The organism is Micromonospora jinlongensis, assembly GCF_013410645.1.
Lineage (GTDB): Bacteria > Actinomycetota > Actinomycetes > Mycobacteriales > Micromonosporaceae > Micromonospora > Micromonospora zamorensis.
Genome location: NZ_JACCHK010000001.1, coordinates 6164991 through 6185351, shown reverse-complemented (window position 1 = coordinate 6185351; position 20361 = coordinate 6164991). Strand labels below are relative to the sequence as shown.

Annotated in this window: 15 protein-coding genes; 6 read left to right on the top strand and 9 right to left on the bottom strand. The window is 70.0% G+C overall.

The window, feature by feature from the left end; all coding sequences use genetic code 11:
* Window positions 1-9 precede the first annotated feature (9 nt).
* Window positions 10-2643, top strand: a complete 2634-nt coding sequence (locus tag HNR22_RS31935; protein WP_179782847.1) for a discoidin domain-containing protein — start codon at window positions 10-12, stop codon at window positions 2641-2643.
* Window positions 2644-2711: 68 nt separating this feature from the next.
* Here the strand turns inward: HNR22_RS31935 and HNR22_RS27860 are convergent, their stop codons facing one another.
* Genes HNR22_RS27860 through HNR22_RS31530 form a run of 6 tightly spaced genes read right to left on the bottom strand, consistent with a single transcriptional unit; the run spans window position 2712 to window position 7484 of the window.
* The gene (locus HNR22_RS27860) at window positions 2712-3035 is read right to left on the bottom strand and encodes a DUF202 domain-containing protein (RefSeq protein WP_179782846.1); all 324 of its coding nucleotides are present in this window, start codon (window positions 3033-3035) and stop codon (window positions 2712-2714) included.
* 32 nt (window positions 3036-3067) lie between these two features.
* Window positions 3068-3481 (bottom strand): YidH family protein, encoded by a 414-nt coding sequence (locus tag HNR22_RS31535; RefSeq protein ID WP_218906753.1) that lies wholly within the window; start codon window positions 3479-3481, stop codon window positions 3068-3070.
* On the bottom strand, window positions 3451-4863 hold the full coding sequence (locus tag HNR22_RS27850) for a sulfatase family protein (protein WP_218906751.1): 1413 nt from the start codon (window positions 4861-4863) through the stop codon (window positions 3451-3453). Before HNR22_RS27850 ends, HNR22_RS31535 begins: the two co-directional genes overlap by 31 nt.
* A 28-nt stretch (window positions 4864-4891) precedes the next feature.
* A complete protein-coding gene (locus HNR22_RS27845; protein ID WP_179782845.1) occupies window positions 4892-5893 on the bottom strand; it encodes an aliphatic sulfonate ABC transporter substrate-binding protein in 1002 nt (333 codons plus the stop codon).
* On the bottom strand, window positions 5890-6672 hold the full coding sequence (locus HNR22_RS27840; RefSeq protein WP_179782844.1) for an ABC transporter ATP-binding protein: 783 nt from the start codon (window positions 6670-6672) through the stop codon (window positions 5890-5892). The genes HNR22_RS27845 and HNR22_RS27840 overlap by 4 nt, the downstream gene beginning before the upstream one ends.
* Window positions 6669-7484, bottom strand: coding sequence for an ABC transporter permease subunit (locus HNR22_RS31530; protein ID WP_218906749.1), 816 nt, complete (start codon window positions 7482-7484; stop codon window positions 6669-6671). Before HNR22_RS31530 ends, HNR22_RS27840 begins: the two co-directional genes overlap by 4 nt.
* 329 nt (window positions 7485-7813) lie before the next feature.
* Here HNR22_RS31530 and HNR22_RS27830 point away from each other — a divergent pair, with 329 nt between their 5' ends.
* Window positions 7814-10246 (top strand): family 20 glycosylhydrolase, encoded by a 2433-nt coding sequence (locus HNR22_RS27830; RefSeq protein WP_179782843.1) that lies wholly within the window; start codon window positions 7814-7816, stop codon window positions 10244-10246.
* Window positions 10247-10349: 103 nt separating this feature from the next.
* Window positions 10350-11546 (top strand): ROK family protein, encoded by a 1197-nt coding sequence (locus HNR22_RS27825; RefSeq protein ID WP_218906747.1) that lies wholly within the window; start codon window positions 10350-10352, stop codon window positions 11544-11546.
* Window positions 11547-11577: 31 nt separating this feature from the next.
* On the opposite strand, the gene HNR22_RS27820 is transcribed toward HNR22_RS27825, so the two are convergent.
* The 3 genes from HNR22_RS27820 to HNR22_RS27810 are packed head-to-tail and all read right to left on the bottom strand — an operon-like array spanning window position 11578 to window position 14312.
* Window positions 11578-12420 carry a class II fructose-bisphosphate aldolase gene (locus tag HNR22_RS27820; protein ID WP_179782842.1) on the bottom strand — a complete coding sequence of 281 codons (843 nt, stop codon included), beginning with the start codon at window positions 12418-12420 and terminating at the stop codon, window positions 11578-11580.
* Between the two features lie 9 nt (window positions 12421-12429).
* Window positions 12430-13326 (bottom strand): SIS domain-containing protein, encoded by an 897-nt coding sequence (locus HNR22_RS27815; protein WP_179782841.1) that lies wholly within the window; start codon window positions 13324-13326, stop codon window positions 12430-12432.
* Window positions 13302-14312, bottom strand: a complete 1011-nt coding sequence (locus tag HNR22_RS27810) for a 1-phosphofructokinase family hexose kinase (protein WP_246381010.1) — start codon at window positions 14310-14312, stop codon at window positions 13302-13304. Before HNR22_RS27810 ends, HNR22_RS27815 begins: the two co-directional genes overlap by 25 nt.
* Before the next feature lie 406 nt (window positions 14313-14718).
* On the opposite strand from HNR22_RS27810, the gene HNR22_RS27805 reads away from it, so the two are divergent.
* The 3 genes from HNR22_RS27805 to HNR22_RS27795 are packed head-to-tail and all read left to right on the top strand — an operon-like array spanning window position 14719 to window position 20348.
* Complete coding sequence (locus HNR22_RS27805; protein WP_179782840.1) at window positions 14719-15792, top strand: right-handed parallel beta-helix repeat-containing protein; 1074 nt, start codon at window positions 14719-14721, stop codon at window positions 15790-15792.
* 27 nt (window positions 15793-15819) lie between these two features.
* Window positions 15820-18171, top strand: coding sequence for a family 20 glycosylhydrolase (locus HNR22_RS27800; RefSeq protein WP_179782839.1), 2352 nt, complete (start codon window positions 15820-15822; stop codon window positions 18169-18171).
* Window positions 18153-20348 (top strand): RICIN domain-containing protein, encoded by a 2196-nt coding sequence (locus HNR22_RS27795; RefSeq protein ID WP_179782838.1) that lies wholly within the window; start codon window positions 18153-18155, stop codon window positions 20346-20348. The genes HNR22_RS27800 and HNR22_RS27795 overlap by 19 nt, the downstream gene beginning before the upstream one ends.
* Window positions 20349-20361 lie beyond the last annotated feature (13 nt).

Below are 20361 nucleotides of genomic sequence, written 5' to 3'. Positions count from 1 at the left end.
CGGCTCGTCGTGCCCACCATCGTCCTGACTCTGGTCGCTGGTGCCGTCGCAACGGTCGGGGGCCATCCGGCCCCGGCCGGCGCGGCGGTCCCGGCGGACCCGACCTACACCGACGCCGCCGGACTGGTCTTCCCCGGTGTCCAGCCGGGCGCGGCGACGGCGTCGCTCTCCGGCGGCAGCTTCACAGTGGCCAACGCCGCGCTGTCGACCACCTGGAGCGTGCAGGGCAGCACGGTGTCGCTGACCCGGTTCGACAACCGGGCGGCGAACACCACAGTGCCGATGAGCCTGCGCGGGCTCTTCACCCTCACCCTGGCCGACGGCAGCACCATCACGACGGCGAACACGAGCGTCTCCGCCGGTCCGGTGGTCAGCGACCTGCCGGCGAACGCCGGGTCGGCACGGCTCGCGGAACGCTTCGCCGGCAAGGCGGTCACCACCACCTTCCGGTACGGCGGCGGCGCGCGGACCCTCGACGTGCAGTGGCAGGTACGGCTGCGCGGCGGCGCCAACTCCGTGCAGCACAGCTTCACGGTGCGCTCGGTGGCCGGCACGTTCGACGTCACGTCGCTGCGCCTGGTGGAACTCAACCTGACGGACGCACGGGTGCGCGGCAACGACGACGGCAGCCCGGTGGTGCACGGCACGGCCGGCGGTGAGACGGTGTTCGTCGGCATCGAGAACCCGATGGCGAAGGCCACAGTGAACGGGTCCACCGTCGATATCGCGGTGCCCCGTGCCGGGGACCTCACCGCCGGCGCGTCGTGGGTCTACACCGCCTCCACCGGCGTCTCACCCGCCGGGCAGCTGCGCCGCTCGTTCCAGTACTACCTGCAACGCGAACGGGCGCACGACCGCCGGACGTTCCTGCACTACCAGAGCTGGCTGGACCTCAAGCCACCCGGCGAGGTCATCAACAGCGCCGAGCTGACCCGGGCCATCAACCTGTTCGGCACCCAGCTGCGCAACCGCGGCGCCACCATCGACAGCTTCTGGGTAGACGACGGCTGGGACTATCTACGGACGCCCCCGGTCGACGAGACGAACCTGAACGTCTGGTCGTTCGACCCGACCCAGTTCCCCACCGGTTTCGCACCGCAGAAGGCCGCGGCCGCGCAGTACGGCGCATCGATGTCGGTGTGGATGTCACCGTTCGGCGGGTACGGCACCAGCGCCGCCACCCGCCAGGCCATCAACGCGAGCAAGCCGGCCGACCAGCGGCTGGAAACCCACAGCGGCGGTCAGTTCAAGCTCGGCGGCGCCCGCTACTACGACCGGTTCCGGTCGGTCGCCTTCAACATGATGGACAACCAGGGGGTACGCGGCTTCAAGCTCGACGGCATCGGCGGCGGGCTCTACCAGTCCGGCCCGAACGCGAACTACATCGCGGACTACGAGGCACTGCTCGGGCTGACCGGCGACCTACGGGCGCACCAGAAGGACGTGTTCGTCAACGCCACCGTCGGCACCTGGGGATCGCCGTACTGGCTGTGGTACACCGACTCGATCTGGCGCGACGGGCACGACGCGGGCCTGGTCGGCGCCGGCAGCGCCCAGCAGCGCTACGTCAACTACCGCGACTCGGAGACGTTCCGCAACAACACCATGCAGAACCCGCTGTTCCCGATCCCGAGCCTGATGAACCACGGGGTCATCTTCTCCGACCGCACACCACAGTTCACCGCCGACTACGACCTCACCAAACCGAGCGTCCAGGCGGAGGTGTCGCAGGACATCCGCGCCTACTTCGCGCTCGGCCTGAGCCTGCAGGAGCTGTACGTGCGCAACACGCTCGTCGACGCCAGCAGGCCTGGCGCGGCCTGGTTCTGGGACACCGTGGCGGCGAACGCGAAGTGGGCCCGCGCCAACCAGGGACTGCTCAGTGACGTGCACTGGGTCGGCGGTGACCCGGCGGCGGGCGCCGCATACGGCACGGCCGCCTGGAACTCCTCGGCCGGGGCGTCCAAAGGCATGCTGATGCTGCGTAACCCGTCGGCGTCCGCGCAGAGCTTCACTGTCAACCCGCAGACGGTCTTCGAGCTGCCCGGCGGGACACACCAGCGGTACAGGTTCACCGAGCGCGACGGGCGCCGATCCGGCTTCGTGTCGGGTCCCGCCGCACCGGTGAGCATCACGCTGGCACCGTTCGAGGTGGCCGTCTTCCAGGCCACGCCGACGGATGAGGCGATCGGCGGCGGAGACAGCCCACAGCTGTCGCGCGCCCGCTGGACCGCGACGGCGGACAGCGTCGAGACGGTCGGCGAGAACGGCGCCGCCGCCAACGCCATCGACGGCAATCCCGCCACCATCTGGCACACCCGCTACGTCGGCGGTGTCGCCGCCATGCCGCACCAGATCACCATCGACCTCGGCAGCACCTTCCGCATCGACAAGCTCGACTACCTGCCCCGCCAGGACGGTGGCACCAACGGCACCATCGCCGACTACCAGATCCAGACCAGCACCGACGGCACCACCTGGACCCAGATCGCCGCCGGCACCTTCGGCTCCGGCAGCACCCTGAAGTCGGCGGTCTTCGCGCCCACCACGGCCCGGCACGTACGCCTGCGCACCACCCGCGCCGCCAACGGCGCCGGGTACGCCTCCGCCGCCGAGATCAACCTGTACGGCTCGACGGCCTGACCGGTCGCTCTGCCGTTCCGGGGCGACGCTGGTGTGCCCCGGAACGGCAGGGTCGACGGCAGTCCGCCCTACCGGGCGAGAACATGGGCGAGGACCGCCACGCCGCCCGTCACGACCAGCGCGCTGCCGGCGGCCAGCAGTACGGCACCCTCCGGCTGACCCAGGTGGGTGGGCAGTCGGACGGTCCGATACCGACGGCGCGCCAGCACGGCCACCGCGGCGGCGAGCGGAGTGCATGCCAGCACGATCCCCGCCGCGATCGGATGACGGGGCACCAACTCCCGGCCGACGACCAGCAGCACGGTGGCCGTCGCCAGCGCGGTGCGCAGCCACGCGAGCAGGGTGCGTTCGGCCTGTGCTCCCCGGTCGGCGAGCCGCGGTGGCTCCGTCACATCAGCACCACGACATCAGATCAGCACCGACATCAGATCAGCACCACGACGAGGATGGTCAGGCCGGCCACGACCACCCCCACCGCCGACACGACCGCGACGGGGGTGGACGGCAACGGCAGCTGGAGCCGCAGCGCCCGTTCGTTGCGGCTCCAGCGGGGGAACGCCTCGACGGCCACCCCGACGGCGAGCACCGCCAGCACGGCCGCCGCCCACTGCGAGCCTTCCGCGCCGAAGGCCTTGACCGCCGCGGCGGCCACCATGAGACCCAGCGCGGTCCGCAGCCACGCGAGGAAGGTGCGCTCGTTGGCGAGGGTGAACCGGGGGTCGGGCTCCGTGCCCACCCCGTAGACGCGGCGTGGCCAGCGGCGGTCGGGGCGGCCCCGGTCGGCCGGCGCGGGAGGTGCCTCGTCCGTCACCCGCTGACCGGCGCCGGGGGCTGCCACGGGACGTCGCCACACTCCCGCTGGACGCGGGCGAGTTCCTCGACGAGCGCGGCCCTGATCCGCCCGTACGCCGGGTCGTCGTAGACGCTGCGCATCTCCCACGGGTCGGCGCGCAGGTCGAACAGCTCCCACTCCGGCTCCTGCGCCGTGGCGGAGGTGCCGGGCAGACCCAGCCCGTCGGCGTAGTAGTAGACCAGTTTGTGGTCGTGGGTGCGTACGCCGTAGTGCGCCCACACGTGGTGCTCGTCGTCGTCGTGTTCCCAGTAGCGGTAGTACACCGACTGCCGCCAGTCGTCGACGTCCTCGCCGCGCAGCAGTGGTCGCAGTGAGCGTCCCTGCATGCGGGAGTCGGCCGGCACGTCGGCGTAGTCGAGGAACGTCTGGGCGAAGTCGACGTTCATGGCGAGCGCGCTGGTGGTGGAGCCGGCCGGGATCTCCGCCGGGTAGCGGATCAGGAACGGCATCCGCAGCGACTCCTCGTACATGAACCGCTTGTCGTACCAGCCGTGGTCACCGAGGAAGAAGCCCTGGTCGGACGTGTAGACGACGATGGTGTCGTCGGTCAGCCCGTGCTCGTCGAGATAGTCGAGCAGGCGGCCGACGTTGTCGTCGACGCTGGCGACGCAGCGCAGATAGTCCTTGATGTAGCGCTGGTAGGTCCAGAGGGCGGCCTCGTCGGGGTCGAGGTGTGGTGGCAGCATCTCCTTGATGTCGTCGGCGGTCAGGTCCCGGTCCACCCGCATCCGGGCGGCCCGGGCGGCGGCGGCGTGCCCCGAGTGGTCGTCGTCGAACGAGCCCGGCACGGCCACGTCGTCGACGTACATGTCGCGGTGCTTGTCGTCGGGTTCCCAGTTGCGGTGTGGCGCCTTGTGGTGCACCAGCAGGCAGAAGGGTCGTTGCGGGTCGCGCTGGTCGAGCCAGTCGACGGCCAGGTCGGTGATGATGTTCGTGCAGTAGCCCGGACGGACCTGCTCGGTGCCGTCCATACCGATGAAGACGGGATCGCGGTACCGACCCTGGCCGGGCACGACCTCCCAGTAGTCGAACCCCCGGGGATCGTGCTCCGGGCCGTGCCCGAGGTGCCACTTACCGACCAGGGCCGTCTGGTAGCCCGCGCGGCGCAGCAGCTCCGGGAAGACGAGCTGCCGGTTGTCGAACTCGGTCGACAACGTCTGCACGCCGTTGACGTGGTTGTAGGTGCCGGTGAGGATGGTGGCCCGGCTGGGCGCGCACAGCGAGTTGGTGCAGAAGCAGTTTTCCAGGAGAGCACCGCCGGCCGCGATGCGGTCGATGTGTGGCGTCTCATTGATCTTGCTTCCGTAGGCGCCCACCGCGTGCGCGGCGTGGTCGTCGGCCATGATGAAGACGATGTTGGGCCGCACGTGCTGATCCTTTCTCACGCGACCCGCCTCAGGACGCGTACGCGGCGGCGTCGTAGTAGGTGCTCGGGTCGACAGCGTTCGGCAGCTTCCCCAGGTCCTTGAAGAGCCCGTTGAGGCCGGTGAGCCAACCCGCGACGGTGCCGTCGGTGGACTTGGCGGCGAGCTCGACGGACGGCAGGAAGCGGGCGTTGGCGGCTTCGGCGCGCAGTTGGTCGATCGGGGCCGACTTGAGGAACTTCGCGGTGACCTCGACAGCGCGGTCCAGGTTGGCCGCCCGCTCGTCGTTGGCGGCACGCAGCACCGCGAGCACCTTCTTCACCAGCTCCGGCTTGCCGGTCACCACGTCGTTGCGGCCCACGTAGGCGGACGGGAAGCTGATGGCCGGGTAGAAGTCGTCGTTCTTGGCCAGCTCGGTCAGCTTCGGCACCCGCTTGCTGATGGTGCCGATGAGCGGGTACCAGATGCCGGCCGCGTCGATCTGGCCCGACCCGAACGCGGTGACGACAGTGCTCGGGTCCATCGCGACCTTCTGGACGTCGTCGATGGAGAGGCCGGCGCTCCGCAGGGCCAGCCGCACGATCATGTCGCCAGAGGTGCCTTCCGGCACGCCGACCTTCTTGCCCTTGAGCGCGGCCATGGAGGTGATGCCCGGCTGGGCGATGACCCGGTCGGCGAAACCGAGCGAGTTGATGGCGACGACCCGGGCCTTGCCGGAGGCCGGCAGCCACATCGCGCCCGGGCCCAGGTAGCCGAAGTCGAGGTCGCCGGCGCCGAGCGCCTGCACCTGCAGGGGGCCGTTGGTGAAGACCTTCAGGTCCGGCTTGAGACCGTGTTCGGCCCACAGTTTCCTGTCGTCGGCGATCGCCATGAGGCTCGCGCCGGTGAAGTCGGCGATGTAGCCCAGCTTCACCGGCTCGCTGCCGGAGCCGCCGGATCCGGACTGGTCGTCGTCGCCGCAGGCGGCGAGGGCCGCGGCGGTGCCGAGGCCGGCGATGCCGGTCAGCAGGGATCGACGGGAGAGAGGGCTCATTGCGATGCACCTTCCTGAGGGGTCTGGTGGTAGACGGCGCGCCAGACCCGATTGCGGATCCGGGAGAATTCCGGTGACAGGCGAACGGCTTCGGTGCGCGGGTACGGCAGGTCGACGTCGATGACCTCGTGCACCCGGCCGGGCCGGGCAGCCATGACGACGACCCGGTTGGCGAGGTAGACGGCCTCGTCGACGTCGTGGGTGATGAACATGACGGTGCGTCGCTCGGAGCCCCACGTGGCCAGCAGCTGATCCTGCATCTGCACCCGCGTGAGGGCGTCCAGGGCGCCGAAGGGTTCGTCCATCAGCAGGACGCCGGGGTCGACGGCGTACGCGCGGGCGATGGCGCACCGCTGCCGCATACCGCCGGACAGCATCCGGGGCAGCGCGTCGGCGAAGTCGGTGAGGCCCACCAGGTCGATGAAGTGCTGCGCCCGTCGCCGCCGCTCAGCCCGCCCGACCTTGGCGATCTGGAGACCGAACTCGACGTTCTGGCGCACGGTCAGCCAGGGGAACAGCGCGTACTGCTGGAAGATGACGCCGCGTTCCGGGCCGGGCCCACGCACCGGTCGCGAGTCGACGAGCACCTCACCGCCGGTGGGTTCGACCAGGCCGGCCGCGATGTTCAGCAGTGTCGACTTGCCGCAGCCGGACGGGCCGACCACCGTGACGAACTCGCAGTCGGCGATGTCCAGGTCGACGTTCCGCAGCGCGTGGAACGGTTTGCCGCCCACCTCGAACGTGCGGCTGGTGGAGCGGAAAGAGATCTTCTCGGTCATCGACGTTCCTGCCATCCGGTGAGGCGCTTCTCCGCGGTGAGCAGGAGCCGGTCCATGATCAGGCCGAGCACACCGATGGTGATCAGGCCGACGAAGATGCTCGGCAGGTCGTAGTAGATCTGCGCCTGCTGCATGCGGTAGCCGAGGCCCTCCTGCGCGGCGATCAGCTCGGCGGCCACCAGGGTCGCCCACGCCGCGCCGAGGCCGACGCGCATGCCGACCAGGATGAACGGAGTGGACGCGGGGACGATGACCCGGCGGAACACCACGGCGTCGTTGGCGCCGAGCACCCGGGCTGCGTTGATCATGGTGCGTTCGACGCTCACCACGCCCTGGAACGTCGACACGACGCAGGACAGGAACGCGGCCAGGAAGATGACGAAGATCTTCGGCGTCTCCCCGATGCCCATGAGCAGGATGGCCAACGGGATGACGGCCAGGGGCGGGATCGTGCGGAAGAACTGCACGTAGGGCTCGATCAGGCCACGTGCCGTCCGGTACCACCCCATCAGGAAGCCGACCGGGATCGCGAGGGCGGTGCCGAGCGCGAATCCGATGAGCACCCGGCGCAGGCTGGCGAGGCTGTCGTCGAGCAGGGTGCCGTCCATGGCGAGTTCACCGGCGCGGACGGCGACCGCCTGCGGCCCGGGAAGGCCCGACACCCCGACCCGGGCGAGCACGGTCCAGATGCCGATGCCGAGCACGACGGCGATCACGTTCCACGCCAGCAGCGGTACGGCGCGGCGTGGTGGCGACGCCGCGCGGGTGGTCTCCGACCCGCGGGTCCGGGGCGGTTGAACGTCTATCGGCACGGTGGCCCTCCGTAGCCCAGGTCGGATTGAAGCGCGCCTTCCGGGTGGGCGGCGCGCAAGGTAAGGGAATCTTTGGTGACCGGACTAATCATGTCAACCCTTCGGACTAAAATTGCCGAGCTGGCGGCACTGCCTCGATTCATAAGACATCCGATGTCCGGTGACCAGCAACCCTAGGGTGACGGCGCTGCCGTGACAACGCCCGCCCACCCCGCCGCGGGCACCGGATATTGTGCGACGCATTGACTAAATTGACGACTCTCGTCAGACTGCGGCGTACCGAGCCACCCCAGCCGCCCGGCGCTCCGGGCGACGGCCCAAGGAGTCCCATGTCGATTCCACGCTCCCGCCACAGCACCGGATCGAGACGCCGGCGCCTCGCCGCCCTCGTCGCCCTGCTGATCGCCGCGACGCTCGTCGCGCCGGTCACCTCCGGCACGCCGGCCGCGGCTGCCGCCGCGCCGGTGAACCTGGCCCGGACCGGCACCGCCACCGCGTCGAGCGTCGAGCTCGACCGGGCCGACTTCGTCGCCGCCCACGTCAACGACGGCGACCGCAACACCCGGTGGTCGTCGAAGTACCAGGACGCCAACTGGGTGCAGGTACGGCTGGCGACCCCTGCCACTGTCGACCACGTCGTGCTCGCCTGGCCCAACGCGTGCGCCCGTGACTTCACCCTGCAGACCTCGACCAACGGCACCACCTGGACGGACGTCGCCCGCGTCCAACGCGACACCTGCCCCCGGACGGACGTCATCGCGGTGAACTCGGCGCAGCCCGTGTCCCACGTGCGCATGCAGGGGCACCAGCGGTGGGCGGGTTACGGCTACTCCATCTCCGAATTCGAGATCTGGAACGAGACGGCGCCCGCACCCGCGCCCTCGCTGGGCCTGCTGCCCAGGCCGGTGTCGGTGACGGAGAACGGCGGCACGCCGTACACGCTGAACCGGAACACGCCCATCGTCGCGGTCGGGGCACCGGCGGCCGCGCCCGCGACCTACCTCGCCGGCCTGCTACGCCCGGCCACCGGGTACGGCCTGCCGGTGGTCACCCAGAGCACCGCGCCCGCGCCCATCGTCGTCGAGGTCGGCGCCGGCAAGGGCCCCGCCGGGCAGGCCGCCGAGGGGTACCGGCTCGTCGTCACCACCGCGAAGGTCCAGATCAGCGCCGACACGGCGAACGGCGCACTCAACGGGGTGCAGACGCTGCGGCAACTCCTCCCCCAGTGGGTGGAGTCCGACACCGTCGTCGACGCCACGTGGACCGTGCCGGCGGTGACGATCTCCGACTACCCACGCTTCGCCCACCGCGGGATGATGCTCGACGTCGCTCGCAGCTTCTACCCGATGAGCGAGATCAAGGCGTACATCGACGGCGCCGCCCAATACAAGATCAATCGCCTGCACCTGCACCTGACCGACGACCAGGGCTGGCGGATCGCCCTCGACAACCCGGCGAGCAACCCGGCGGGCATCGACTACGGCCTGCTCACCACGGTCAGTGGCCGTACCGCCATGACCTACAACGACAGCGGCCAGCTGATGGGCACCGAGCTCGGTGTCACCGGCTTCTACACCAAGGCCGACTACGCCGAGATCGTGCGCTACGCCGGCGTGAACGGCATGACGGTCATCCCGGAGATCGACATGCCGGGGCACACCAACGCGGCGCTGCACGCCATCCCCCAGCTGAACACGACCGGCGCCCAGCCGAAACCGGCCGCCGGACAGCGGACCGCCCCGGCCAACGGCACCGGCAATGTCGGCTACTCGACGTTCGACTCGGCCAGCACGACGACGTACGAGTTCGTCACGCAGGTCCTGACCCAGATCGCCGCCATGACGCCGGGGCCGTACCTGCACATCGGCGGCGACGAGGCCCACGTCACCAGCCACGCGAACTACACCACGATGGTGAACGCCTTCACCTCGACTGTCGCCTCGCTCGGGAAGACGGTGGTCGGCTGGAACGAGTACGCCGGCACGACGCTGCCACAGAACAGGGCCGTCGTACAGTACTGGAACGGCGACCGCACCGCGGTGGCCAACGCGGTGACCGGCCGCGGCGCCCAGGTCGTCCTCTCCCCCGCCCCCCACACGTACCTGCCGCAGAAGCAGGACTCCCGTCAGCCGCTCGGCGGCACCTGGGCGTGCGGCGGACCGTGCGGGCTGGACCGGCACTACAACTGGGACCCCGGCACCTTCATCCCGAACATCGCCGAGACCAGCGTGCTCGGGGTCGAATCGGCGCTCTGGGGCGAGTTCATCCGTCGCATCGGCCAGGCGCAGTACTACAGCTTTCCGCGCCTCGTCGCCACCGCCGAGGTCGGTTGGACGCCGCAGGCGCAGCGCAGCTACGCCGACTTCACCACCCGTCTGTCGGTGGCCGGGGGGCGGTTGACGGTCCAGGGCGTCAACTTCTTCCCCACCGCGGACGTGGCGTGGCGCAAGCAGGCGATCGGACGTCCGGCCACCGCGGTCGTCGGCGCACCGGCCGGCGCCACCTGGACGGTCACCGCCCCCGGACTCCGCACCGCCGACCTGACCGCCACGGTCACCTGGAGCGACGGGCGGGTGGAGGCGCTCACACCGACCGCCACGCGGGACCCGAGCATCCCCGCGATGCAGATCAACAGCGCGTTCACCGTGGTGTCCCGACGCACGTTCGGCGCACCGGGGACGTACACCGGGACGCTGTCGGCGCGCTCGGCCGGGGCCTCCCCCGTCGAGGCGGCGCTGACCGTCACGGTCCGAGCACCCTGACCACCGGCCGGCGCCGTCACCTCGCACTGGTGGCGGCGTCGGCCACCGCGCCCGTACGCTGCCGCAACGACATGGGAAACGAGGCATCGGTCATGATGGTCCGGTGATCGAACGCCCGGATGCCATGCAGCGTGTGCGGCTGGCACACACCGAGGTCCTGCTGGCTCAGCTCCGCAGCGCCGGCCCGCTCAGCCGGGCCGAGCTCATCCGACTGACCGGGCTGTCGCGCACCACGCTGTTCGACATCATCGGCGACCTCATCGCCCGCGGTGTGGTCGTCGAGCGCGAGCCTGCGCTGTCCGGCCACCGGGGCCGGGGACGGCCGTCCACGACCGTCAGCCTCAACCCGTCCGCCGGCCGGATCGTCGGCATCGACCTCGGCCGCACGACGATCACCGTCATCGTCGCCACCCTGGGCCACGACATCCTGGCCCGGGGCAGCCGCGCCATCCCGCTGACGGCGGGGCCGGCCCGACGAGCCAACGCCGCGATCAAGCTGATCGACGACCTCGTGCAGGAGCACGACATCGACCTGCGGGCTCTGGAGGCGATCGGCCTCGGCCTGCCGGGCCTGGTGGCCGGGCGGAGCCGTTCGGCCGGCGGCAGCGGCAGCAGCCCCTCGGTGGCTGCGAAGCAGATCAGCACCCGAATTCAGGACCGGTACGGCGTCGCCGTCGTCACCGACAACAACTCCCGACTGGCCGCGCTGGCCGAAGGCACCTGGGGGGCGACCCGTGACGTACGGGACGCCATCTACGTCCGGTGGAGTGACGGTGTGGGTGGCGGGCTCATCGTCGACGGCCGGCTCGCCCGAGGAGCGCACGGCGCGGCTGGCGAGATCGGTCACGTCAGCGTCGAGCCCGACGGCGACCCCTGTCCGTGCGGTGGCCGTGGCTGCCTTGAGCTGCTGATCCGCCCGTCGGCGCTGATCGAGCAGTGCGCCCGGCGCGGCGTCACCGTCGCGGACCCGGCCGATCTGGTCGCGCGGGCACTCGCCGGCGAGCCGATCGTCTCCGATGTGGTGCGGCACGCCGCGACGCTGCTCGGCCGAGTCCTGTCGGGAATGGTGGTGCAGTTGGACCCGGGCAAGGTGGCCATCGGTGGCACCCTCGCCCATGCCGGTGAAGCGGTGCTCGAACCGGTCCGGACGGCCATCGGTCAGCTGGCGATCCCCGGACACACCCGCCGCCTGGGCGTCGTGACGGCCCAGTTCGGCGACGAGGGCGGTGCCCTAGGCGCCGTCGCGGCCGCCCTGCGGCTCAACATGTCCGAGCCCCTGCCAGCGCTCCCCACGGCGTAGGAGCAGAGCACCGCCCGGCAGCGGCGGCTGGCTACGGCGTCGCGGGGAGGAGCGTGAGCAGTCGTTCGACAGCCCTGGTCACCGCGTCCCGTCCCGCCCCGAGGTAGCGGCGCGGGTCCCGGGACTCCGGCAGGGCCGCACGGACCGCGTCGGTGAACGCCACGTTGAGGGCCGTACCGACGTTGATCTTCACCATGCCATGACCGACCGCGGCGCGGATCTGCTCCAGCGGCACCCCGGAGGAACCGTGCAGGACCAGGGGCACGGGTACGGCTTCGCGGATCGCGGCCACCAGGTCGAGATCCAACGAGGCGGTGCGGTCGGCCATCGCGTGCGAACTGCCCACCGCGACGGCGAGAGCGTCGACGCCGGTCTCGGCCACGTACCGGGCGGCCTCGGACGGGTCGGTGCGGACGCCGGCGGTGTGGGCGCTCGCCGGAGCGTCCGGCTTACCGCCGACGTAGCCGAGTTCGGCCTCCACCCACAGCTGGCGATCATGCGCCCACTCGGTCGCCTTGCGGGTGGTCGCCACGTTGGCGGCGTACGCCAGCGCGGACGCGTCGACCATCACGGAGCTGAAGCCCGAGTCGGGAGCCTGCTCCAGCAGACTGATGTCGTCGACGTGGTCCAGGTGCAGCGACAGGGTCGCGCTGGACCTCCAGGCGACCTCGGCCGTCGCCGCAGCGATAGCCGACAGGCCCGAGTGGTAGCGCGCCGCGTTCTGGCTGATCTGCAGGATCGCGGGCCGGCCGGCGATCTCCGCCGCCGCGGAGATCGCCTGGGCGTACTCGATCGTGATCACGTTGAAGGCGAGCACGCCGGTGCCGGCGGCTCGGGCCGCCGCCACCAGGTCGGCGGTGGGCACGAGAGTCATCAGAGGTCCTCAGGCAACCGGCGCGGTCAGGACGACGGACCGGGTGAGCAGCCGGGGCTGGTCCGGGTGCAGTCCGCGACGGTTCGCGAGCTCGACCGCGAGCCGCTGCGCGGTGGTGAGATGCGCCATGGCGTCGACGTCCTCATGCACGACGATCGCGCCCGTAGCGGCCAGATCGTCGCGGAGGCCGGGCACCACCGGCCCGAAGATCCAGACCACGGACCGGTGGTCCACCACGCTGATCGGGCCGTGCCGGAACTCCATCGCCGGGTACGACTCGGCCCACATCTGTGCGGCCTCCCGCAGCTTGAGGGCCGCCTCGTGCGCCAGGCCGACGGTCCAGCCGGTGCCGAGGAAGGTGAACTGGCTCCGGTCGACAATCGCCGGATCGAGCGGGGTGCCCAGCTGGGCCCGCGCCTGATCGATCGCCTCGGTCAGGTCCTCACCGAGGCCGGCGCGCCAGACGGCGAGCGCGGTCGTGGCGAAGCGGGTCTGCACCACCGACTGCTCGTCGGCGAAGTCGAGGACGACGCAGTCGGTCGCGAGCCGGTTCACCGGACGGTCGGCGTCGGTCGTGAGCACTGTCGACCGGCTGCCGGCCGGCAACTGCTCGAGGAGCCGGATCACCTCGGTGGTGGTGCCGGAACGGGTGATGGCGACGACGCGGTCGTAGCGCCGCCCGGCGGGGAACTCCGAGGCGGCGAAGGCGTCGGTCTCCCCCTGGCCCGCCGACTCGCGCAGCGTCGCGAAACTCTGCGCCATGAAGTACGACGTGCCGCAGCCGACGACGGCAACGCGCTCACCCGGTTGGGGCAGCGCCCGCGCCACGCCCGGCTGGGCGACCAGGTCCGCGGCGCGACGCCACGTCTCGGGCTGGGAGGCTATCTCGGAGGCGACGTGTGACACGGTTCCTGCTCTCTGTCGAGTTGTTCCACAGTGGTTTGGGCCAGCAGCCGGGCCGCCAGGTCGTCGTCGTACTCGCCGGCCCACGGGCACGCCACGGCAGCCGCCGAGACGGCCGCACCTCGGGCGAGGACGTCCCGCCAGGGCGCGCGGGTGAGGAGCCCGTACGCGAGCACGGCCGCGAGGGCATCACCGGCGCCGGTCGGGTTGCCGGACACCCGTTCCGGCGCGCGGGCGCTGTAGGCAGTCCCGCCGGTGACCGCGACGAACCCGTCGGCACCACGGGAGACGACGCCGGCGTCGGCCCCGAGCCGGACCAGTTGGTGCGCGACCTCCACGGCGTCGTCGCGGGTGCGTACCGGGCGGCCGAGCAGGTCCGCCGCCTCGTGGGCGTTCGGTTTCGCCAACGCCGGTCCAGCGGCCAACGCATGCCGCAACGCGGGGCCGTCGGCGTCCACGATGGTCTCGGCTCCGGCGGCTCGCGCGATGGTGACGAGTTCGGCGTACGCGGTCTCGGGTACGCCCGGCGGCCGGCTGCCGGACAGCACCACCACCCGTGCGGCCCGCACCCGCTCAGCGAACGCGTCCCGGAACGCCGCCCACTGCGCCTCGGTGACGTGCGGGCCGGGTTCGTTGAGGACGGTCGCCGTGCCCTGCGCGAGGACGGTCACCGTCCGACGGGTCTCCGCGCCGAGGCGGGTGAACTGCGCCGGTACGCCGACCGCCACCAGTTCCGCCTCGATGTGCTCGCCGGAGGCACCGCCGAGCAGACCCAGGACCACTGTCTCGGCGCCCAGTTGACGCAGCACCCGGGCGACGTTCAGGCCCTTGCCCCCGGCACGGGCGACCACGCCGGTGACCCGGTGCGACGTGTCCGGGACCAGTTGGGGAACGGTGTAGGTGATGTCCAGGGCCGGATTGAGCGCCACCGAGATGATCAGGTCGCCCCGACCCCGACCCCGGACCTGCGGCGGGTCTTCGATCGTCATCTGGCCGCCTCCTCCGGCAGATGCCGGCTACACGAGCACGCATGATCTTTCGTGATATACGAGCGCCCATATCAATCAGGATGTTGCAGACCCTAGGATCTGAGCCTACTGCCGTCAAGGTCCCTCAACCCGCCTGGAGCTGGCGTACGCCGTTGGGCCACCCCATAGCCACGAGGATCAGCGAGGAGTGGTGAGGCAGCGGAGTCGGTTGGTGAGCTGCCGCGGGTGCACCCCCAGAGCTTGCAGAAAGTTGCACGCGGCGCCTGCTGACCTGTCCCACGTGCGGCGACCACGCGGGCGACCCACCCGGCGTCGAGGAGCCCTTGACGAGTGTCGATAAGGCTCGTAAGTTCGTCCGACATCTGACGTAAGACAATTCTCTCTTCCCGCTATCCGAAGGACAACCATGACTACAGGAATCTCCCGCCGCGCGGTCGCTGTGGCGGGCGCCGCCGGTGCCCTCGCCGCCGTCACGCCGTCCGGCCGGGCCGACGCCGCGATCGGTTCGACGTCCCTCCCGGTCCTCGGTGTCACCGACGACTGGAACGCCGTCCTCGCCCGCACGCCCCAGGTGCAGCTCACACCCGGTGCCACGTACACCCTTGCCGCTCCTGTCGCCCTGCCCGATCGCTGCGTCATCGTCGGCAACGGCGCGACGGTCACCGTCGCCAACGACCAGACCGGCGCCCTGTCCATCGCGGGTCGCAGCAGTGTCACCATCAGTGGAGTCCACTTTCTCGGGCGCCAGGCGAGCCCGGTCGACTCAGCACCGCAGTTCGCGCACGTCGGCATACGGATCAGCCGCAGCACCGGCGTCCGGATCCTGGACTGCGACTTCACGAACTGGCGCGGCGCCGGCCTAGCGGTCACCGGGTCGACGGCGGACGACTACTTCGGCTACCGGCTCAAGGTGAGCGGCAACGCCTTCCACCGCTGCTACTTCGGTGTCTCTCTGGCGGACCGCAGCGAATACTCGCAGTTGACCGCGAACAGCTTCACGTCGTGCCGACTCGCGATCTGGAACTCGTCCGGGAACTGGACGATCAACGGAAACGTCGTCGTCGGTTGCTACGGCGCCTACTACTCGTTCGCCCAGACCAGCCCGTACGGCGCTCTCACCAGCGACAACTGGGGGCACGGCAGCGTGACCGGCAACACCTTCAACCACTGCAACGGCGGTGTGCCCGTGCGATGGAGCACCTCGTTGGCCTTTCCGATCGGCGGGGCTGACCGCAATCCCGGCGCCGGCGTCGTCGTCGATGGCGTCCTGCCGCCCACGTTCACCGGCAACACCCTCTGGTACAGCGACATCCGCGCCACGAACCTGCTGGGCACCCGCTGGATGCTGTCCGGCTGCACCCTGTCCAATCTCGCTGTCAGTTGTACGGGCGCCGTCCCGGTGCACCTGGTGGGCACGCAGGCCAACAGCGGCAATCTGCCCCTGTTGCAGGGCAACGTCAAGGATCTTCTGCCGCTCTGAGCGTCACCCGACCGGAGGTAGGCGACAGTGTTCCCATCCCGCAAACAGCGTCTTCTTCTCGTACTCGCCGTCCTGCTGGCCGGCGCGGGGCTCCAGGTTCCGTCGGCGGCGCACGCGGCCAACCCGGCGCCGCAGGTCGCGCCGAGCGTCCGGGAGTGGACCGGCGGCACCGGCGTCTACACGCTGACCGCGACCTCCCGGATCCTGGTGGACCCCGCCCACACCGCCCAGTTGTCGGCGGCAGCGACCGCGTTGCGCGTCGACCTCGGCGCGATCAGCGGTGTCGACGTACCTGTCATCTCGTCGGCGGCGCCCGCGACCGGCGACATCCTGCTCACCCTCACCACGACGGACGCCGGCATCGGCGACCAGGGATACCTGCTGACCGCCGGCCCGACCGTCGTGGTGAGAGGAAACGCGGCGGCCGGCGTGTACTACGGCACCCAGACCCTCCTGCAGATGATCAAGCAGAGCGCGACGGCGACCACCGTGCCGGCGGGAACGATCCGGGACTTCCCGCAGTACCGGGAGCGCGGGTTGATGCTCGACGTCGGCCGGCACTTCTACGAGATGGACTATCTCGAGAACCTGCTGCGCCGCATGGCGTGGCTGCGCCTGAACACGCTGCGCATGCACTTCACCGAATGGAACGGCTTCCGGCTCCGCAGCGACCGGTACCCCGGTCTGGCGTCTGCCCAGTCCTACAGCAAGGCCGACCTGCGCCGGATGCAGGATGTCGCCAAGCGGTACCACATCACCATCGTTCCCGAGATCGACCTGCCCGGGCACGCCACCACGATGACGACGTACGACCCGACGATGCGGTTCACCTGCCCGTCGATGGACTACGCGCCCTGGCCCGGCGGATCGAACGGCGGTTGGACGCTCAACCTGACCAAGGACTCCGCCCGGACGTTCGCCATGAACCTGCTGTCGGAGTTCGTGCCGCTCTTCGACGGCCCCTACTTCCACATCGGTGGCGACGAGTACCAGAACGACACCGCCAAGAACAGCTGCCCCGAGCTGGTCAGCTACGCACAGGCACGCGGCTTCCCCTACACCGGCGACGTCTTCACCGAGTTCATGAACCTGATGAACGACAAGGTGCGGTCGTACGGCAAGACAGCCCAGCTCTGGAACTGGTGGGAGACGAACGGCCAGCAGACCAGCATCAAGCCGTCGACCAGCATCGTCCTCACGCCGTACACCGGGTCGCTGAACTACTTCTACAACCTGGGCTACACGGTCGTCGGCGTTCCGGAGAGCACCCTGTACGTGACTCCCGGCCTGAACCTCTACGTCAACGCGAAGAACGTGTACGAGAGCTGGACTCCCGACACGAACGCGAAGGTGAACGGCTACAAGATCGCGCGCTGGTCGGATGCGGTGGAACACCAGACGGACGAGTGGTTCGACCAGTACGCGAAGCGGCCGACGGAGGTCCTCGCCGAGCGTCTGTGGGGTGGCCCGCGGTCGAGCACCGTGGAGGCGTTCTTCACCCGGGTGGACGCAATCGGGGACGCCCCGGGCGTGCCGAGCGTGGTCCAGGTCAACGACAACACCACGGGAACCGGCGACAACCAGTTCAGCTACTCGGGCACCTGGCAGTACGGGACCAACGGCGCCCGACAGTTCCAGGGCGACGACCACTACAGCAGCACGCTTGACAGCGCGTACCAGGTCCGGTTCACCGGCAACAAGATCAAGCTCTTCGCTGCCAGGGCGGCGAATCACGGGCGGGCCGGCGTCTCGATCGACGGGGGCCCGGAGACGGTGGTCGACCTGTACTCCCCCACGCGGGTGGACCAGGCGATGGTCTTCACCAGTGGGCTGCTCGCGCAGGGCTCGCACGTCCTGCGGGTGCGGGTGTTGAACAGCAGGAACGCCAGTTCGTCCGGCACCGCGGTCACGGCGGACAAGGTCGAGGTGTCCCGGGCGGCGACCCCGGCCGCCACGTTCGACCCGTCGACCGAGTACCGGGTCGTCAACCGCAACAGCACCAAGGTGCTTGAGGTGCCGGTCGGCAGCGGGGACGGCGGTGGCGCCATCCAGTGGTCGAGCAACGGTGCGGCACACCAACGGTGGACTCTCGTTGAGGCCGGCGGCGGCTACCACCGCATCGTCAACCGCAGCAGCGGCAAGGTGCTGGACGTCTCCGGCTCGTCCACCGCCGACGGCGCGAGCGTCGTCCAGTGGACGAGCCACGGCGGCGCGAACCAGCTGTGGAGCGTCATTCCGGTCGGCACGCATTACAAGATCATCAACAGGAATTCCGGCAGGGCGCTCACCGTAGCGAATGCCGCGACCAACGACGGTGCCGCCGTCGTCCAGTCGACCTACCGCGGAGGTACCGAACAGCAATGGACCATCACCCGTTGAAACTGCGGCACCCGGCGGCACGGGCGGGCACCGCCGCGACCGTCGCCCTGCTGCTCCTGCTCAGCCTGCTGGTGCCGGCCTCCGCCGGGCACGCCGCGGCCACTGCGACCCTGGACTATCCGGTCAACCAGGCGTTCAACGGCAGCAGCACCTTCCTCGACAAGTCGGCCGACGTGTCCGGCGTGGCGAACCTGACCCAGGGGGCGATCGCCGTCCGGTTCCGGTCCACGAGCACCGCCGTCGCGAAGAGCTTCTTCAGCGCGTCGCACACCGCCGACGACTCCAGCAACCTGTCCTTCTCCCTCAACGGCGGCTCCGTGTACTTCGAGAACCGGGAGAACGGGGCGTACGCCACCCAGGTGACGTCCACCGGCGGCCCCTACAACGACGGCGTCTGGCACACCGCCATCCTGACCGTCGGGTCCGAGGGCACTCGCCTCTACGTCGACGGGACGGTGCGGGCCACGCACCCCTCCACCCGGTTCTTCGCGAACGTCCGAGACCTCAACGGGATGTGGATCGGCCGCAACGTCGACGCCCAGGGATCCCAGTGGCACTACAGCGGTGACCTGGACTACGTGCGCGTGTACGGCACCGCCCTCTCGGCGGGTGAGATCAGTGATCTCAGCATGCGCATCGACTACACGATCCCGTTCCTCGACCTCAAGGACGACACGCGCCGTCAGGTGCTCACCGACCGCCAGGCCGGGCAGTACCTCGGGCACCCCGACACCGTCCTGCTCGACGACGGACGCACGATGTTCGCCGTCTACCCCATGGGCCACGGCACCGGTCAGATCATCCTGAAGCGCAGCGACGACGGTGGCCGCACCTGGACAGGCCGGCTCCCCACGCCGGCGAGCTGGGCCACCAGCAAGGAGACACCCACCCTCTACAAGGTGGTGAAGCCGAACGGTACGACCCGGTTGCTGCTGGTCAGCGGCCTTCCGGCGAGCCCGGGCGGGTTCAAGACCGCGTACTCCGACGACAGCGGCCGGTCCTGGTCGGAGTTCACCCACCACTTCGCCGACGCCGGTTTCAGCGGCTTCGTGGCCCACGCCACCCTGGTCCGCCTCAAGAAGGCCGACGGCTCCTGGGACTTCCGGTACATGGGCATCTTCCACGACGGCGGATACAACAACTGGAAGACCTACCTGACTTTCGACGCCAGCGGCAACGCCGTCTGGAGCACGCCGACCCGGCTGCTCGCCGCGCACAACACCATCGAGAAGTACGCCGGCCTCTGCGAAATCGAGATCATCCGCTCGCCGAACGGTCGTCAGCTCGCGCTGCTCGCCCGAGCGCAGAACAAGCGCACCAACGCCATGGTCGCGTTCTCCAACGACGAGGGGAACACCTGGACCGAGCCGCGTGAGATGCAGGGCGCCCTGATGGGCGAGCGCCACGCGGCGACGTACGACCCGGCCACCGGTCGACTCGTCATCACCTTCCGGGACATCATCCGCAACAGCGTGAGCAACACCGGGGCGTGGGTGGCCGGCGACTGGGTGGCCTGGGTCGGCACGTACGACGACCTGGTCAACTCCCGCGAGGGGCAGTACCGGGTGCGGTTGCTGGAGGACTTCACGCCCTCGGTGAAGAGCGGCGACACCGGCTACGCGGGCAACGTGGTGCTGCCCGACGGCACGTTCGTGCTCACGTCGTACGGATACTTCGACCCGGCCGACACGAGCTACCCGTACATCATGACCGTCCGGTTCAGCCTCAAGGAACTCGACGCCCTGAACGGCTCGTTCGACCCGAACGCGAGCTACACACTCACGAATCGAGCCAGCGGGAAGGTCATGGAGGTCGCGGTCGCCGCACCGGGTGACGGCGGCGACGCCGTCCAGTGGGCCGACAACGGTGGTCTGCACCAGAAGTGGTCGATCGTTCCCGTCGGCGACGGGTACCACCGCATCGTCAACCGCCGCAGTGGCCGCGCCCTCGACGTGGCCAGCAACTCGACCGCGGACGGCGCCGACGTCATCCAGTGGACGTACACGGGTGGGGCCAACCAGCAGTGGCGCATCACGCGGGTCGGCACCTACTTCACCATCACGAACCGCAACAGTGGTCGAGCGCTCGATCTCGACGGAACGATCACCGACAACGGGGCGGACGTCGTCCAGCGCACCGCCACCGGCGCGACCCGCCAACAGTGGTCCTTGTCCTGACCCCGTTTTCGGC